Below are 16,595 nucleotides of genomic sequence, written 5' to 3' on the forward strand. Positions count from 1 at the left end.
CTCAGCGTCCCAGATAGACTTCAATGACCCGCTCGTTGGACGAGACCTGGTCGATGGTTCCTTCGGCCAGCACGGTGCCTTCGTGCAGACAGGTGACCTTGACGCCGAGCTCGCGCACGAAGGTCATGTCGTGCTCGACCACCATCACGGTGTGGGTCTTGTTGATCTCTTTCAGCAGCTCGGCGGTCAGATGCGTCTCGACGTCGGTCATCCCCGCGACGGGCTCGTCGACGAGGAGCAGTTTTGGGTCCTGCGCCAGCAGCATGCCGATCTCGAGCCACTGCTTCTGGCCGTGGCTGAGGCTGCCGGCAAGGCGGTTGCGGGCCTCGGTGAGACGGATCGTCTCCAGCACCTTGTCGATGCGCTCGGACTCGGCCTTGCTGCCGCGCCAGAACAGCGTGCCCTTGACGCTGTGGTCGACATTGAGCGCGAGCAGGAGGTTGTCCTGCACGGTCTGGCTCTCGAACACGGTCGGTTTCTGGAACTTGCGGCCGATGCCGAGCTCGGCGATGCGGGTCTCGTCCAGCCGCGTCAGATCGGTGACGCCGTCGAACAGCACCGTACCCTCGTCGGGCTTGGTCTTGCCGGTGATGATGTCCATCATCGTGGTCTTGCCGGCGCCGTTCGGGCCGATGATGGCGCGCATCTCGCCGGGCTCGAGCGTCAGCGACAGATTGTTGATGGCGTGGAAACCGTCGAAGGAGACGTGCACGCCGTCGAGATAGAGCATCGCGGAGGTCGCGCGGTTGTCCATGACGTTCATTTGCGCCTACTCCGCCATCTTGGGTTCGGTGACGCCGTCCTCGGCCGCAGCGCTCACGGTGGTCGCCGCGTTGCGTTTTTCTTTCGACTGGTCCCACCAGGCGTTGAAGGTGCCAACAATGCCCTTCGGCAGCAGCAGCGTCACCAGGATGAACAATGCGCCCAGCATGAACAGCCAGTACGGCGCGAGCACGCCCGAGGTGAAAAACGTCTTGGCGTAGTTGACGACGACGGCCCCGAGCGCGGCACCGACCAGCGTGCCGCGGCCGCCGACCGCGACCCAGATCACCGCCTCGATCGAATTGCCGGGCGCGAATTCGCTAGGATTGATGATGCCGACCTGCGGCACGTAGAGCGCGCCGGCGACGCCGGCCATGCAGGCCGACACCGTGAACACGAACAGCTTGTAGGATTCGACGCGGTAGCCGAGGAAGCGCGTGCGCGACTCCGCGTCACGCACCGCGATCAGCACCTTGCCGAGCTTGGAGGAGACGATGGCGCGGCAGATCAGGAAGCCTGCGATCAGTGCCAGACAGCTCAGCGCGAACAGCGCGGCGCGGGTGCCCTCCGCCTGCACGTTGAAGCCGAGAATGTCCTTGAAGTCGGTCAGGCCGTTGTTGCCGCCGAAGCCGAAGTCGTTGCGGAAGAAGGCGAGCAGCAGCGCATAGGTCATCGCCTGCGTGATGATCGACAGATACACGCCGGTGACGCGGGAGCGGAACGCGAGCCAGCCGAAGCAGAAGGCGAGCAGGCCGGGCACGAGCAGCACCATCAGCGCCGCGAACCAGAACATGTCGAAGCCGTACCAGGTCCAGGGTAGCTTCGAATAGTTCAGGAACACCATGAAGTCGGGCAGGATCGGATTGCCGTAGACGCCGCGGGTGCCGATTTGCCGCATCAGATACATCCCCATGGCGTAGCCGCCGAGCGCGAAGAAGGCGCCGTGGCCGAGCGAGAGAATGCCGCAATAGCCCCAGATCAAATCGATCGAAAGCGCGAGGATCGCGTAGCAGACATATTTGCCCCAGAGCGCGACCAGATAGGTCGGCACCTGTAGGAACGAGCCCGCGGGCAGCAGCAAATTGGAGAGCGGGATGAGGATGCCGCAGGCCGCGACGACGGCAAGGAAGATCGTCGCGCTGCGGTCCAGCGATCGCGTCAGCATGTGAGGGGTCATGCTTCCACCGCACGGCCCTTGAGCGCGAACAGGCCGCGCGGGCGCTTTTGAATGAACAGGATGATGAGAACCAGGATGGCGATCTTGCCGAGCACGGCGCCGGCGACCGGCTCCAGGAACTTGTTGGCGATGCCGAGCGTGAAGGCGCCGACCAGCGTGCCCCAGAGATTGCCGACGCCGCCGAACACCACGACCATGAAGCTGTCGATGATGTAGCTCTGGCCGAGATTGGGGCTGACATTGTCGATCTGCGACAGCGCCACGCCGGCGATGCCGGCAATGCCGGAGCCGAGCCCGAAGGTCAGCGCGTCGACGCGCGAGGTGGCGATGCCCATCGAGGCCGCCATGCGGCGGTTCTGCGTCACCGCGCGCATCTCGAGGCCGAGCGCCGTGTAGCGCAGCATCGCGAGCAGGATCGCGAACACGGCGAGCGTGAACACGAGGATCCAGAGCCGGTTATAGGTGATGGTGATCTGGCCGAGCTCGAAGGCGCCGCTCATCCAGGAGGGATTGCCGACCTCGCGGTTGGTCGGGCCGAACATGGTGCGCACGGCCTGCTGCAGCACCAGCGACAGGCCCCAGGTCGCGAGCAGCGTCTCCAGCGGACGACCGTAGAGGAAACGGATGATGCTGCGCTCGATCAGCACGCCGATCGCGCCGGCGACGACAAAGGCCAGCGGCACCGCGATCAGCAGCGAATAGTCGAACAGGCCGGGATAGCGGGTGCGGATCACCTCCTGCACCGCGAAGGTGGCGTAGGCCCCGATCATCACCATCTCGCCATGCGCCATGTTGATCACGCCCATCACACCGAAGGTGATGGCGAGCCCGATCGCGGCGAGCAGCAGCACCGAGCCGAGCGAGAGGCCGTACCAGGCGTTCTGCACCATGGACCAGACCGCGAGCGAGTTCTGGATCGAGCCGATCGCGCTCGCGGCAGCCTTGGTCACCGACGCCGGCTGGTCGCCCATGCCTGTGAGCAGGGCCAGTGCCTCCTGGTCGCCGCGCCCCTTGAGGGTGGCCACCGCCTCCAGCTTCTCGACCTCGGTGGCATCAGGCTTGAACAGCAGGATGGCCGCGCGGGCGTCGCCGAGCGCAGCCTTGACGGATCTGTTGGTTTCCTTGGCGAGCGCGGCATCGACCGGCTCGAGCGCGGTCTCCTCATGCGACTTGAAGACGGATTGCGCGGCCTGCAGCCGTGTTCCGACGTCCGGCGACTGGAGCGTCAGGCTGCCGAGAGCTGCGTCGACGCTGCGGCGCAGGCGGTTGTTGAGGCGAACTGCGCTCGCGCTGTCGGGAACGCTGGCCACCGCCTGGCCGGTCGCGGCGTCGATCGACTTGCCGTCGGTACCGGTGACGTAAACCTTCTTGCTGTCAGGGTCGGCCATCAGGCGGCCGTCCTGAAGCGCACTGATGATGGGGAAAGCCAGCGGATTGCCGCTGCTTGCGACCACGCCGATCGCCTCGTCCGTATCGGAATAATCATCGTTGGCGAATTTGGCGACCGCATCCTCGAACGGACCGGCGAGGGCCGGCAGCGCGAACGCGATCAGGAACAACGAGAGCGCAAGCGAGCAGAGGCGCGCGGACAAATGGGCTGGCACTGTGAATGACCCCGGCAGAAATGAGTGGAGAAGGCGGCGGGATCGCCGCCTTCTCCGGGCGTGCTATGGCGTGTCAGATCAGGATCAGGAGCCCGAACCGAGGCACTTGTTGGTCTTGGTGTTGAAGTTGCCGCACTTCTTGCCGACCCAGTCGCCGACCAGGTCCTTGGAGCCGTCCAGTTCCTTCGACCAGGCATCGCCCGCGACGAGACCCGGGGTCTTCCAGACCACGTCGAACTGGCCGTTGCCCTTGATCTCGCCGATGAACACCGGCTTGGTGATGTGGTGGTTCGGCAGCATCTTCGACACGCCGCCGGTCAGGTTCTTGGCTTCGATGCCCGGGAGAGCGTCGATCACCTTGTCCGGATCAGTCGACTTCACCTTCTCGACCGCCTTGACCCACATGTCGAAGCCGATCACGTGCGCTTCCATCGGATCGTTGGTCACGCGCTTCGGGTTCTTGGTGTAGGCCTGCCATGCCTTGATGAACTTCTCGTTCTCCGGCGACTTGATCGACTGGAAGTAATTCCAGGCGGCAAGATGGCCGACCAGCGGCTTGGTGTCGATGCCGGCGAGCTCTTCTTCACCCACCGAGAACGCGACGACCGGGATGTCCTTCGCCTTGATGCCCTGGTTGCCGAGCTCCTTGTAGAAGGGAACGTTGGCGTCGCCGTTGATGGTCGAGACCACCGCGGTCTTCTTGCCGGCCGAGCCGAACTTTTTGATGTCGGCCACGATCGTCTGCCAGTCGGAGTGACCGAACGGCGTGTAGTTGATCATGATGTCTTCCTGGGCGACACCCTTCGACTTCAGATAGGCTTCCAGGATCTTGTTGGTGGTGCGCGGATAGACGTAGTCGGTGCCCGCGAGCACCCAGCGCTTCACCTTCTCGTCCTTCATCAGGTAATCGACGGCGGGGATCGCCTGCTGGTTCGGCGCCGCACCCGTGTAGAACACGTTGCGCTCGCTCTCCTCACCCTCGTACTGCACGGGGTAGAACAGGATGTTGTTCAGCTCCTTGAAGACGGGCAGCACCGACTTGCGCGACACCGAGGTCCAGCAGCCGAACACGACCGAGACCTTGTCCTTGGTGATCAGCTCGCGCGCCTTTTCGGCGAACAGCGGCCAGTTCGACGCGGGGTCGACGACGACGGCCTCGAGCTTCTTGCCGAGAACGCCGCCCTTCTTGTTCTGCTCGTCGATCAGGAAAAGGATGGTGTCCTTCAGCGTGGTTTCGCTGATGGCCATGGTGCCGGAAAGGGAGTGCAGCACGCCGACCTTGATGGTGTCATCCGCGGCCTTCGCGCCAGTCAATGAAGCCAGACCCAGCACCAGTCCGGCGGTCGCGGCGAGCACGCCGCGGCGGCTAAATGACGCCGCTATATCGTGAGTGGATTTGCTAAACATGAGTGTCTCATCTCCCTGACGCAGACGTGAAAAACGCTGCGAAACGGCCCCACGGCCGCCTGCGATTAACGGATTCGCAAGAACCATGCCATGGCCTGGGCACCTTCCAACCAATTGGTTTTGCTAACAAAACTGGCCGAAATCAAAGTATCCCGACCTCGAGACAGCCTAAAAATTGAGCCATCCAAATGTATGCCAAAGCGGCAGGCTGTTCATTTTCTGAGCAAAATGCCCGTTCTGGCTAAATTTCCGGCATAACTATTTCTGCACCGCAATCGCCATTTTGAACGAGCTTGCCTTGAAAGCGCCCCCTCGATGTTCCATATAAGCGGCCGAGACCTCTTGCGAATCAAGGGGTCGTTGCGAGCCGCGTGTTCTTAAGCCCTTACGGGCCTCTGGCTTGCCCCATATCTCCCAAGCCATCCGACACCCCAAACACGCAGGTGTCTTCTCGACACCCTTTTGCGTGCGCCGCGCTGAATGCGCCGGGCGCCCGCTTTTGACATGGAAAGAACCCCTCTTTTGACTTCGTTTCAGGACTTCGGCCTCGCCGAACCCATCGCGCGCGCTCTTCAAGAAGAGAATTACGTCACCCCCACCCCCATCCAGGCCCAGACCATTCCCACGGCGCTGACCGGCCGCGACGTCGTCGGTATCGCCCAGACCGGTACCGGCAAGACCGCGTCCTTCGCACTGCCGATCCTGCACCGCCTGCTCGAGCACCGTATCAAGCCGCAGCCCAAGACGACCCGCGTCCTGGTGTTGTCGCCGACCCGCGAGCTGTCCGGCCAGATCCTCGACAGCTTCAACGCCTATGGCCGTCACATCCGCCTGTCCTCGACGCTCGCCATCGGCGGCGTTCCGATGGGCCGTCAGGTCCGCTCGCTAATGCAGGGCGTCGAAGTGCTGGTCGCCACCCCCGGCCGCCTGCTCGACCTCGTGCAGAGCAACGGGCTGAAACTGTCGAGCGTCGAGTTCCTCGTGCTCGACGAGGCCGACCGCATGCTCGACATGGGCTTCATTAACGACATCCGCAAAATCGTCTCCAAGCTGCCGATCAAGCGGCAGACGCTGTTCTTCTCGGCCACCATGCCGAAGGACATCGCCGAGCTGACGAACGCGATGCTGCGGGACCCCGCCCGCGTCGCGGTGACCCCGGTCTCCTCGACCGCCGAGCGCATCAATCAACGCATCGTCCAGGTCGATTTCTCCGCCAAGCCCGCCTTCCTGACCAAGCTTCTGAAGGACGAGCCGGTCAACCGCGCCCTGGTCTTCACCCGCACCAAGCACGGCGCGGACAAGGTGGTGAAGTCACTCGAGAAGGCCGGCATCCCCGCCAGCGCCATCCACGGTAACAAGTCGCAGAACCATCGCGAACGGACGCTGGCCCAGTTCCGCTCGGGCGAGATCCGCACCCTGGTCGCCACCGACATCGCCGCCCGCGGCATCGACGTCGACGGCATCAGCCACGTCATCAATTTCGACCTGCCCAACGTGCCGGAAACCTACGTCCACCGCATCGGCCGCACCGCGCGCGCCGGCGCCGACGGCACCGCGATCTCGCTGGTCGCGGGCGGCGAGGAACTCAGCTATCTCCGTGACATCGAACGGCTGATCAAGGTGGCATTGCCGCGCGAAGATCTCCGCACCGACGCCGGCCGCCGCGATGCGGGTCCTCCCGCGCCGCAGCAACGACAGGGCCGCGGAGGCCGCCCGGGCCAACGTCCGCAAGGCGCAAGGCACGGCGAGGGACGCCACGGTGACGGGCGCCGTAGCGACGAACGACATTCCGACGGACGCCACCATAGCGCCGGCAAGCACGGCGATGGACGCCCCGGTGAAGGCCGACATGGCGGCGAAGCGCGACATGCTGACGGGCGGCCCGGCAATGGCCCGAAGGGCTCAAAGGGGTCTCGTCGTCCACGCTCTGGCGGGAAGCCGCATTCTTCTGCAGGCAGTCGTCCAGAACAGCGTTCCGCGCATAGCGCCGGGGCAGCTGATGGGATACAAGGCGTTGCCTTTTTGCGCCGTGAGAGTCGGCCGAACGGCCAACCGAACCGCAAACCCTATTCGCACTAGCCGTCCACGACCTGGAGAAATTCATGGCTAAGGAAGAGCTGATCCAGTTCGAAGGACTGGTCACCGAAATCCTCCCCGACGCACGCTACCGCGTGCAGCTCGACGCCGGACACGAGATCGTCGCCTATACCGCCGGCAAGATGAAGAAGAACCGCATCAAGACGCTGGCCGGCGACCGCGTGACGGTGGAGATGTCGCCCTATGACCTCGAGAAGGGCCGGCTGATTTTCCGCCACAAGGACGAGCGTCCCAGCGGGGTGGGTGGACCGCCTCGCCCGGGCCAGCGCGGCGGCCAGTTCCGCCGTCGCTAGGCGCTTGAGCGCGGAAGTAAGATTCCGACCTTTATGTGGATCCGCCGCGGACATCGCGGCGGATCAAAAAATCGTGCATGTCCGGATTGTTTTGAGGCCTCAATTCCGATAAAATGAATTTATCGATTTTCGGCCGGACGACATTAGCATCCACCGGTACAGCCGGTTCAGACACGCTGACGACCCTTCCAAAATTCGATCTAACCGGCCTGCGCAAGCAGGCTCTAACATTGTGTTATCTGAGAAGGGACTATCCCCGTGAGCATGGGAACCGTGAAGTGGTTTAACGCGACCAAGGGCTTCGGCTTCATTCAGCCCGACGACGGCGGCCAGGACGTGTTCGTCCACATCAGCGCTGTGGAGCGTGCGGGCCTCGGCACGCTGCGTGAAGGCCAGAAGCTTTCCTACGAGATCGTGGCCGACCGCCGTTCCGGCAAGTCGGCAGCGGACAACCTCCGCTCCGAAGGCTGAGTCCGCCGGGCGCTTGGCCCGATCGGCTCGCGCAAGCCAAAGAAAGCAAGAAGGCCGTGCGCAACGCACGGCCTTTTTCATTTTGGCGCCTGCTCGCCGATGTCAGCACGTCGTTTGGTTGTTGTTATCTGGGTAGGGATAGGGAACGCAGGCGACCTGACGCGGCCGGGTGTAGGACACATCGCTCAAGGGTAAGCTCGACTTCAACACATAGCCTACGGAAGGCGTGTAAGTGTAGCTTGCCTCGCTGAGTATGAGGTAGGTCGACGGAATCAACAGCGACGCAGGAATCATGCTGGTGACCTTGTCGCCGGGCTTGCGGGCCGAGGTCGCCAGCGTCGCTTGCGTCGCACCGCTCGCAATGGTGCCGGCCCTGCTCCACTGGATCGTGGCGATGCTGTTGGCATCGATCTGGATCTGGGAGACCGTGCCCTTCACCAGGGTAGCGTCGTAGGGCATGATGACCGAGATGCTCGCCGTGAACGTATCCTTCATGTCGGCATCGGTGAGCTTGACCGACTGCGATGCCAAATCGGACAGAGCCCGCGCGATCAACGTGACCTTGCGATCTATCGCCACGGCCGACGAAAACTCGACGGTGCCGAAGAACATCACCAGCATCAGCGGAACGATGACCGCAAATTCGGTCGCCGCGAGCGCGCGCTTGTCGGCGACGAAGTCGCGCACGGAACAACATCCATTCCGCCAGATATTCGCAATCGCCTGCATCGGTCCGCTCGGATCCATCGTCTCAGAAGGGTTCGTTCTTGAAGGCCGTGGTCGCCACCATCAGCCGTTTGTTGCTGCACCCGATATTGTAACCGAGGCCGGTGACGATGAGCGGCCACTGATAGAACAGCCGCACCACGACCACCTGGCCGGAGGTCCCGGCACTGTACTGCATGCCGGTCGGGTTGAAATTGCAGGAATCGCCGTAGTTCGTCAGGCTTAGCGCCCCGAAGGAGCTGGTGCTCACGACGTCGACGTAGAGTTTGCTGCAATCAAACAGTGCCGGGATCTGCGTGCACACATAGGCCTTGAACGTCGTCTGGTCGCACGCCATGACAACGTTGGGCGTGGTCTGACAAGCCGCCACCGAACCGCCCTGCGCTTGCGCCTGGCCGGTCAGAATCGCGCGCGCGGAATTTTGCGAGATGGTCTCGAGCACCTGGCTCGCGAAGAACATGAGCGCCGTTTCGATGATGGCGAACAGCAGCCCGAAGAACATCGGCGCGACCAGGGCGAACTCGACGGCCGCGGAACCGCGGCGGTTGCCGCAAAACCGGCCCAGCGCTTTCTGGAGTGTGAACCTCGTAGGTGCAGGCGATGGCATCGCGTCAAATTCCCCAGCAACGGGCGATCAACTGTCCCGTTCAATAGCGGAAACTGATTGTTTAAGTGTTTCAGGCGATCCGCAGCCGGCGGACCGCGCCGTTAAGAATGCGCTAACCAGCAGCGCCCCGAGCCCACGGAAAGCGCGGCGGGCGCGCAGAGCCCTCTGGCTCGCATCTGCAAAGCGGTCTGGCAGGATACTGTCCGGGCAAACCCGCCGATCGGTGCCGCTAGTTGGACTTGGGCGGACCGCCACCACCACCGCTGGCGCTGGCGCTCAGCGAGCCGGCCTGGCTCATCGTGTTGTTGAAGTAGGTGTCGCTGTCGCCGAGCGTCACGCGACGCTGGCAAAGCGGCACGCAGCTGTAGGACTCGCGCTCGATCCCGCGATAGACGGTGACGAGCCGGTCGCTCGGACCTTCGACCTGGATCTGGCGATCGACCAGAATCTCGCCGGCCCGGTCGAGCGCGATGAAATTGGTGGCACCATAGCCCTTGCCGGTCACGACGATCATGCCGCCGGGCTGGAGCGTGACGTCGGCGATCAGGGGATTGCCGACCACGATGGTCGCCACCTTGCCGGGCAGCCGCACCAGCTTGGCCTGGTCGACATTGACAGCGATGGTGTCGGCGGTGGGGTCGGCAAGGCCGGCAGCCGGCGATGCCAGCACCGCGGCCGCAACCAGAAGACAAACGCGCGCCCGACGGCGCAGCAATTCTTTACGCATACTCTTACCCCCGGGACGTCACAAACCGGCAGAAGCGACTCGATAGAGCAGAGCCAGTGCCCGACCCGGCTAACCTGCCCTTAATTCGTGAACGTTCCGCAAACTCGCCGACTATTGTTTGAACAGACTGGCGTTTTACCGCCTTCGAGGCTAGCGGCGGAATGGATAGGCGAACTGGCCCGCGATCTCCTTCGGCATGGTCGCTTCGTCCTTGCCGTAATCCTGCGGCAGTTTACCCTCGGGCATACGGAAGGTGCCGAACAGAACGTCCCAGATCGGGAACGTGCCGGCAAAATTGGTGTCGCCGCCCTCCTCGAGCGAGGTGTGGTGCCAGCGGTGGAACACCGGCGTCGCCAACAAATATCTGAACGGCCCGAAGCTCCAGTTCAGGTTGGCGTGCACGAAGGCCGAATGGAAGGTCGTGAACGGGGCGAGCCAGACCATCGCGTTCGGGGAAATGCCGGCCATCAGCAGCACGACGTCGACGCCGATGGTGCCGAGCACGAGATTGACGGGATGGAAGCGGGCCGCCGAAATCCAGCTTATCTCCTCCGAGGAGTGATGGATCGCGTGGTACTTCCAGAACCCGCCGCCGTGGAACAGCCGGTGCAGCCAGTACAGCATGAAGTCGGACAGGACCAGGAACAATACGGCCTGGACCCAGAGCGGCATCAACGACAGCGGGCCGTGGCCATTGTCGTAGAAGGCGATGAGTTCGTCGGCGTCGTGGATGTTGAAGACGAGGCTCGCGCCGACGATCAGAAGTCCGATCCGCATCGTGCGGGCGAACACCGGAACGAAGAACCAGTAGCAGATGTCGGTGACGATCTCGCGCTTGCGCCACCACGGCGCGCCGGCATTGCAGGCCCAGAAATGCTCGAGCACGGTGAAGACCGCCGCGAGTGCGAAGGTGACGGGGATCACCTTGACGATGGTCTCGCCGAGCATCAGGGCGACTTGCATGGGCAGGCTCGACATCGTCGCCTCTCTTGCGAATTCCAGCTCAGTTACGCCTACGCCGCTAAATTTAAGGGAGCGTGAAGCCGGTGCTGCGCCGACGGTACATCTGGAACCGGAACGAATTACAGGCGCCGCCTTAAGACGAAATTCACTCTGGGCCAAAGCATCGCGCCGCAAGCGGGTTTGCCCGATCGAATTAACTCTACCGAAAGAGCTCGGCTCTCATGGTCATCGGGTCAAAGACGGCGCCGAACGAGGCGATCCCCACCCCAGATGGAGTTATGTTCATGAAGAACTTGATTGCACGTTTCGCGAAGGATGAATCCGGCGCCACCGCCATCGAATACGGTCTGATCGCCGCCGGCATCGCGCTGGCCATCATCACCGTCGTCAACAACCTCGGCACCACGCTGAACGCCAAGTTCACCTCGATCAGCAGCTCGCTGAAGTAAGCGACCGACGAACGACGGCAAAAGCCCCGGATCTCCGGGGCCTTTGTTTTTCCGAAGACGGCGAGTTTCCAGTGGCGTTGCGTAAGTACAGAACCGATGCCGCGATCGCGGCAAACGAGACGGCGGCGGCTCAGGCCGGCTCGCCGGTCTATTGGGTCTGCCTTGCGCTGCTGCTTGCGACGGCCGCGCTCGCCGTGCGCATTGCCAGCCTCTGGTAACGACGCGTTCCGCGGTTTCAGCCGCGTGGGTCGCTTGCTGCCGTTGTCGGTTTGTTTAGCACTGCCGGCTAGCATCGCCCGACGCCCAATTCCCGCGGCAAACCCAGGCCTCAAGACGCAGCCATGATCCTCGACCTTGCGCGCCTTCTGCTCTTTCCGGCCCTGATGGCGTTTGCAGCCGCGAGCGATCTCTTCACGATGACGATCTCGAACCGCGTGTCGCTGGCGCTGGTCGCTGGCTTCTTCGCACTTGCCCTCGCCGGTGGCATGGCACCTTACGAGATGCTCAGTCATGTCGGCGCCGGCGCGCTTCTTTTGGTCATCGCCTTCACCTGTTTTGCGATGGGCTGGGTCGGCGGCGGCGACGCCAAGGTCGCGGCCTCCGTCGCACTCTGGTTCGGCTTCGCACAACTGATGAACTTCCTGCTCTACGCCTCGCTGTTCGGCGGGGCGCTGACGCTGCTCCTGCTCCAGTTCCGGCAATGGCCGCTGCCCTACGGGCTGGCGGGCCAGGCCTGGCTCGCCCGGCTGCATGCCAAGGAGAGCGGCATCCCCTACGGCATCGCGCTCGCACTGAGTGCGCTGATGGTCTACCCGGAGACCGAATGGGTGAAGGCGATTGATCTCGCTCACCTCGCGCTGCGCTGAACGCACCGGGTAAACCCGGCGTTAAGGCGATTTAGATACGCCTCATTAACCATGCTTTGACGAATAGCTGGTCAACTGCCGATTACGGCGGCGTCAGCGTCGCGGCGTTTTGTTGGAAAGTGAAGCGTATGAATAGGGCACGCATTGTCGTCCTGGCGGTCGCCATCTGCGCCGGCGGTGTCGCCGCGTACCTGGCGAGCGGCTCGGACAATTCTGCGCCGCCTCCGGCGCCGGTCGCGCAGCTTCCGACCGTCGACGTCCTCGTGGCCAAGAACGACATCGGCCTCGGCCAGACCGTGAAGCCGGAAGATCTGCAATGGCAGACCTGGCCGGCCGCGACCGCCAGCGCCACCTTCATCCGCCGCAACGAGCGTCCCGAGGGCGTGACCCAGGTGACCGGTTCGATCGCGCGCGCCCCCTTCATTCAGGGTGAGCCGATCCGCGACCAGAAGCTGGTCAAGGCCGAGGGCTCCGGATTCATGGCGGCCATCCTGCCCAGCGGCATGCGGGCCATCTCGACCGAAATCTCGCCGGAGACCGGCGCAGGCGGCTTCATCCTGCCCAATGACCGCGTCGACGTCCTGCTCACGCGCCGCCTCAAGAACCCGGACCAGGCCTCCGGGGGCCAGGACGTCGTCACGTCCGAGATCATCCTGGTCAATGTGCGCGTCCTCGCCATCGACCAGGCCCCGAAGGAGAAGGACGGCCAGAACGCCGTGGTCGGCAAGACCGTGACCCTGGAACTCACTTCCGCACAGACCCAGGCGCTTTCTTCGGCCCGTCAGGCCGGAACGCTCTCGCTGGCGCTGCGCAGCATTGCCGACGTCAAGATGAGCGAGATCACGCTCGACGAATCCGCCCAGAAGCGCGACGGCGTCTCGATCATTCGCTACGGCATTCCGAGCTCGACGGCGAAAGCACGATGAGGACAGGCGACATGAAATGCAGGGCAGATATAGCGACGATGCGAACCTCATTGGTCCGCGCCCTGTCGTTCTCGGCCGCCTTCGCGCTGGCATTCAACCCGGTGCTGACCCCCGTGGTCGCCGCCGACTATCGCCCCGGCGCGCCGGCCGCTGCCGACGGTCAGATGAACGCCCGCTTCCTCTCGCTCGGCATCGGCAAGTCCGTGGTGATCGACCTTCCGCGCGACATCAAGGACGTGCTGGTCGCTGACCCCAAGATCGCCAATGCGGTGGTCCGCTCGGCGCAGCGCGCCTACATCATCGGCGCCGCGCTCGGCCAGACCAACATCGTGTTCTTCGATTCTGCAGGCCAGCAGATCGCGGCCTATGACATCGCCGTCAAGCGCGACCTCAACGGTGTGCGGGCGGCGCTGAAGCAGGTCCTGCCGCATTCAGACATCCAGATCGACGGACTCGGCGACGGCATCGTCCTGACCGGCACGGCGGCGAACCCGATGGAAGCGCAGCAGGCCAACGACCTCGCCGCGCGCCTGGCCGGCGGCGCCGACAAGGTGGTGAACTCGATCGTGGTCCGCGGCCGCGACCAGGTCATGCTCAAGGTGACGGTGGCCGAAGTCCAGCGCAACATCGTCAAGCAGCTCGGCATCGACCTGACCGCGAACCTCAACTACGGCACGTCGGTGGTGAGCTTCTCCAACTCGAATCCGTTCACCGCTCTCGGCCACAACCTCGTGGACGGCAACAATCTGACCACGAAGTTCGGCGCGGCGCCGTCGGTGCAGGCCACCCTGCGCGCGATGGAAACCGCTGGCGTGATCCGCACGCTGGCCGAACCGAACCTGACCGCGATCTCCGGTGAATCGGCAACGTTCATCGCCGGCGGCGAATTCCCGGTGCCGGCGGGCTATGCGTGCGATCCCACCACGCATGTCTGTACCACCCAGATCAGCTTCAAGAAGTTCGGCATCTCGCTCAACTTCACCCCCGTGGTGCTGAGCGAAGGCAAGATCAGCCTGCGGGTGATGACCGAGGTCTCGGAGCTGTCGAACGAGAATGCGATCACGCTGTCGCAGGCCGTGACCTCGACGTCGGTGAACTCGGTGACGGTGCCCTCGATCAGGACCCGCCGTGCCGAGACCTCGCTGGAAATTCCCTCCGGCGGCGCGATGGCGATGGCCGGCCTGATCCAGCAGCAGACCAAGCAGGCAGTCAGCGGATTGCCGGGACTGATGCAGCTCCCGGTCCTCGGCACGCTGTTCCGCAGCCGCGACTTCGTCAACAACGCGACCGAGCTGGTCGTGATCGTGACGCCCTACGTCGTTCGCGCGGTGGCGCCAAAGGACCTGTCGCGGCCGGATGACGGCTTCGCCCCGCCTGCGGATCCACAGGCCCAGCTGCTCGGCAATATCAACCGCATCTACGGCGTGCCCGGCCGGACCGAGCCGGCCAAGAACTACCGCGGCACCTACGGCTTCATCACCGACTGAGGCGGAACGGGGACTTCACGATGATCACAAGACCACCCCAGCTTCGCAAACGCGCCATCCGTCTCGGTGGCGCGCTCATCGGCATGGCGCTCGCGCTCGGCGGGTGCCAGCATGACGAAGCCGTCACGGCCTCCATTCCCGACGACTACAAGCAGCGCCATCCGATCGCGATCGAGGAGCAAAATCGTTCGATCGTCGTCTTCGTCGGCCATGCCCGCGGCGGATTGACCGCCGCCCAGCGCGCGGACGTGATGGGTGTCGCATCGGCATGGTTGCACGAAGGCACGGGCGCCATCCGTATCGACGTGCCGTCCGGCACGCCCAATGCGCGTCCGGTCGCGGACACGATGCGTGAAATCCAGGCGATGCTGGCGGGAGCAGGCGTTCCGCCGCGCGGCGTCAATGTTCGGCCCTACCAGCCGGAAGACAAGCGCTTCCTGCCGCCGATCCGGCTCACTTATTCCAAGATCGCCGCGGTCGCGGGTCCCTGCGGCCTGTGGCCGGAAGACGTCGGCCCTTCGATGAAGAACAAGAGGTGGTTCGAGAACAAGGACTACTACAATTACGGCTGCGCCTATCAGCGCAACCTCGCGGCGATGGTCGACAATCCGTCGGACCTCGAGCAGCCGCGGCCTGAAACTCCGTCCTACACGCCGCGGCGCATCACCGCTCTCGAGAAGTATCGCAAGGGTGTCACGACGACGACCACCTATCCCGAGGCCGACAAGGCCAAACTCAGCGACACCGGCAAATGATCAGCTACGCTCGCCAGATACACGAAGAGCAGCCGGACGCAGCTCCTCCGCCAGTCGAGGAGCATATTGCGCCCGCGCCGCGCGTCTCGGTCCAGGCCTTCTGCGAGACCGTGGAGACTGCTGCTGCGGTCCAGTCGGCCGGCGAAGACCGCCGTCTCGGCAAGGCCCATCTGAAGATCCAGATGGGGGGCATGGCCGCTGCAACCGAGGCCTACCGCTCGGCCCCGACGCCGAACGTCATCGTGCTCGAAAGCGACGGACGCAACGACCTGCTGGGCGGGCTCGACCAGCTCGCCACCGTCTGCGACGCCGGCACCCGCGTGGTCGTGATCGGCCGCATCAACGACGTCACACTCTACCGTGAGCTGGTGCGACGCGGTGTCAGCGACTACGTGCTCGCGCCGGTCGGCGCGATCGATGTCGTGCGCTCGATCTGCAACCTGTTTTCCGCACCGGAAGCCAAGGCGGTCGGCCGCATCATCGCCGTGGTCGGCGCCAAGGGCGGCGTCGGGGCTTCCACCATCTCCCATAATATCGCCTGGGCGATCGCGCGCGACCTCGCCATGGACGCCGTCGTCGCCGATCTCGACCTCGCCTTCGGCACCGCCGGGCTCGACTACAACCAGGACCCGCCGCAGGGCATTGCCGACGCCGTGTTCTCGCCCGATCGCGTCGACACCGCCTTCATCGACCGCCTGCTGTCGAAATGCACCGACCATCTCAGCCTGCTGGCGGCGCCGGCGACGCTCGACCGGGTCTATGATTTCGGCACCGACGCCTTCGACGCCGTGTTCGACACCCTGCGCTCCACCATGCCCTGCATCGTGCTCGACATACCGCATCAATGGTCGGGCTGGACCAAGCGCGCCCTGATCGGAGCGGACGACATCCTGATCGTGGCCGCGCCCGACCTCGCCAATTTGCGCAATACCAAGAACCTGTTCGATCTGTTGAAGGCCGCGCGCCCCAACGACCGGCCACCGCTCTACTGCCTGAACCAGGTCGGCGTGCCGAAACGCCCCGAAATCGCCGCCGCGGAGTTCGCCAAGGCGATCGAGAGCCAGCCGATCGTCTCGATCCCGTTCGAGCCGCAGATCTTCGGCTCGGCCGCCAACAACGGCCAGATGATCGCGGAGATCTCCGCCAACCACAAGTCGATCGAGATGTTCCTTCAGATCGCCCAGCGCCTGACCGGCCGAAGCGAGACCAAGAAGCAAAAGTCGTCCCTGCTTTCACCCCTGATTGACAAGTTGCGGGGAAAATAAGCCGCCGCATGGA

The 16,595-nt window shown here is 63.9% G+C and carries 18 protein-coding genes; 10 read left to right on the forward strand and 8 right to left on the reverse strand.

The genetic code is table 11. From position 1 onward, the window contains the following. Position 1 precedes the first annotated feature (1 nt). The 4 genes from urtD to urtA all read right to left on the reverse strand — a co-directional run bounded on the left by urtD (position 2) and on the right by urtA (position 4,950). A complete protein-coding gene (urtD, locus tag CIT37_RS36275; RefSeq protein ID WP_018318771.1) occupies positions 2 to 763 on the reverse strand; it encodes an urea ABC transporter ATP-binding protein UrtD in 762 nt (253 codons plus the stop codon). Between the two features lie 6 nt (positions 764 to 769). Next, a complete protein-coding gene (gene urtC / locus CIT37_RS36280) occupies positions 770 to 1,939 on the reverse strand; it encodes an urea ABC transporter permease subunit UrtC (RefSeq protein ID WP_028142090.1) in 1,170 nt (389 codons plus the stop codon). Further along, positions 1,936 to 3,543 carry an urea ABC transporter permease subunit UrtB gene (gene urtB / locus CIT37_RS36285; protein WP_095424674.1) on the reverse strand — a complete coding sequence of 536 codons (1,608 nt, stop codon included), beginning with the start codon at positions 3,541 to 3,543 and terminating at the stop codon, positions 1,936 to 1,938. The genes urtC and urtB overlap by 4 nt, the downstream gene beginning before the upstream one ends. Before the next feature lie 84 nt (positions 3,544 to 3,627). Continuing rightward, the gene (gene urtA, locus CIT37_RS36290) at positions 3,628 to 4,950 is read right to left on the reverse strand and encodes an urea ABC transporter substrate-binding protein (protein ID WP_026202068.1); all 1,323 of its coding nucleotides are present in this window, start codon (positions 4,948 to 4,950) and stop codon (positions 3,628 to 3,630) included. 480 nt (positions 4,951 to 5,430) lie between these two features. Between urtA and CIT37_RS36295 the strand changes: the two genes are divergently transcribed. From CIT37_RS36295 to CIT37_RS36305, 3 genes are all read left to right on the forward strand, one after another. Continuing rightward, on the forward strand, positions 5,431 to 7,029 hold the full coding sequence (locus CIT37_RS36295) for a DEAD/DEAH box helicase (protein WP_095424673.1): 1,599 nt from the start codon (positions 5,431 to 5,433) through the stop codon (positions 7,027 to 7,029). Between the two features lie 23 nt (positions 7,030 to 7,052). After that, on the forward strand, positions 7,053 to 7,340 hold the full coding sequence (gene infA / locus CIT37_RS36300; protein WP_008131890.1) for a translation initiation factor IF-1: 288 nt from the start codon (positions 7,053 to 7,055) through the stop codon (positions 7,338 to 7,340). A gap of 258 nt (positions 7,341 to 7,598) precedes the next feature. Continuing rightward, positions 7,599 to 7,811, forward strand: a complete 213-nt coding sequence (locus tag CIT37_RS36305; RefSeq protein ID WP_028142093.1) for a cold-shock protein — start codon at positions 7,599 to 7,601, stop codon at positions 7,809 to 7,811. A gap of 102 nt (positions 7,812 to 7,913) precedes the next feature. Here CIT37_RS36305 and CIT37_RS36310 read toward each other — a convergent pair whose 3' ends face one another. The 4 genes from CIT37_RS36310 to CIT37_RS36325 form a co-directional block, all read right to left on the reverse strand. Continuing rightward, positions 7,914 to 8,540, reverse strand: coding sequence for a TadE/TadG family type IV pilus assembly protein (locus tag CIT37_RS36310; RefSeq protein WP_028142094.1), 627 nt, complete (start codon positions 8,538 to 8,540; stop codon positions 7,914 to 7,916). Between the two features lie 22 nt (positions 8,541 to 8,562). Next, on the reverse strand, positions 8,563 to 9,144 hold the full coding sequence (locus CIT37_RS36315) for a TadE/TadG family type IV pilus assembly protein (RefSeq protein ID WP_028142095.1): 582 nt from the start codon (positions 9,142 to 9,144) through the stop codon (positions 8,563 to 8,565). Positions 9,145 to 9,373: 229 nt separating this feature from the next. Continuing rightward, the gene (locus CIT37_RS36320) at positions 9,374 to 9,871 is read right to left on the reverse strand and encodes a pilus assembly protein N-terminal domain-containing protein (RefSeq protein WP_038950036.1); all 498 of its coding nucleotides are present in this window, start codon (positions 9,869 to 9,871) and stop codon (positions 9,374 to 9,376) included. A gap of 150 nt (positions 9,872 to 10,021) precedes the next feature. Then, positions 10,022 to 10,849, reverse strand: coding sequence for a sterol desaturase family protein (locus CIT37_RS36325; RefSeq protein WP_028142097.1), 828 nt, complete (start codon positions 10,847 to 10,849; stop codon positions 10,022 to 10,024). Positions 10,850 to 11,118: 269 nt separating this feature from the next. Here CIT37_RS36325 and CIT37_RS36330 point away from each other — a divergent pair, with 269 nt between their 5' ends. The 7 genes from CIT37_RS36330 (at position 11,119) to CIT37_RS36360 (ending at position 16,582) form a co-directional block, all read left to right on the forward strand. Beyond that, positions 11,119 to 11,283 carry a Flp family type IVb pilin gene (locus tag CIT37_RS36330; protein ID WP_007599783.1) on the forward strand — a complete coding sequence of 55 codons (165 nt, stop codon included), beginning with the start codon at positions 11,119 to 11,121 and terminating at the stop codon, positions 11,281 to 11,283. Between the two features lie 71 nt (positions 11,284 to 11,354). Continuing rightward, on the forward strand, positions 11,355 to 11,501 hold the full coding sequence (locus tag CIT37_RS36335) for a hypothetical protein (RefSeq protein ID WP_162832269.1): 147 nt from the start codon (positions 11,355 to 11,357) through the stop codon (positions 11,499 to 11,501). Between the two features lie 123 nt (positions 11,502 to 11,624). Then, positions 11,625 to 12,149, forward strand: a complete 525-nt coding sequence (locus tag CIT37_RS36340; protein WP_028142098.1) for an A24 family peptidase — start codon at positions 11,625 to 11,627, stop codon at positions 12,147 to 12,149. Positions 12,150 to 12,277: 128 nt separating this feature from the next. Continuing rightward, on the forward strand, positions 12,278 to 13,075 hold the full coding sequence (cpaB, locus tag CIT37_RS36345; RefSeq protein ID WP_028142099.1) for a Flp pilus assembly protein CpaB: 798 nt from the start codon (positions 12,278 to 12,280) through the stop codon (positions 13,073 to 13,075). A gap of 11 nt (positions 13,076 to 13,086) precedes the next feature. After that, on the forward strand, positions 13,087 to 14,562 hold the full coding sequence (locus tag CIT37_RS36350) for a type II and III secretion system protein family protein (RefSeq protein ID WP_028142100.1): 1,476 nt from the start codon (positions 13,087 to 13,089) through the stop codon (positions 14,560 to 14,562). Between the two features lie 20 nt (positions 14,563 to 14,582). Then, positions 14,583 to 15,317, forward strand: a complete 735-nt coding sequence (locus CIT37_RS36355; protein ID WP_028142101.1) for a CpaD family pilus assembly protein — start codon at positions 14,583 to 14,585, stop codon at positions 15,315 to 15,317. Continuing rightward, complete coding sequence (locus tag CIT37_RS36360) at positions 15,314 to 16,582, forward strand: CpaE/TadZ family protein (protein WP_095424672.1); 1,269 nt, start codon at positions 15,314 to 15,316, stop codon at positions 16,580 to 16,582. Before CIT37_RS36355 ends, CIT37_RS36360 begins: the two co-directional genes overlap by 4 nt. Positions 16,583 to 16,595: the final 13 nt, after the last annotated feature.

It is taken from the genome of Bradyrhizobium ottawaense (genome assembly GCF_002278135.3).
GTDB classification, from domain to species: Bacteria; Pseudomonadota; Alphaproteobacteria; order Rhizobiales; family Xanthobacteraceae; genus Bradyrhizobium; species Bradyrhizobium ottawaense.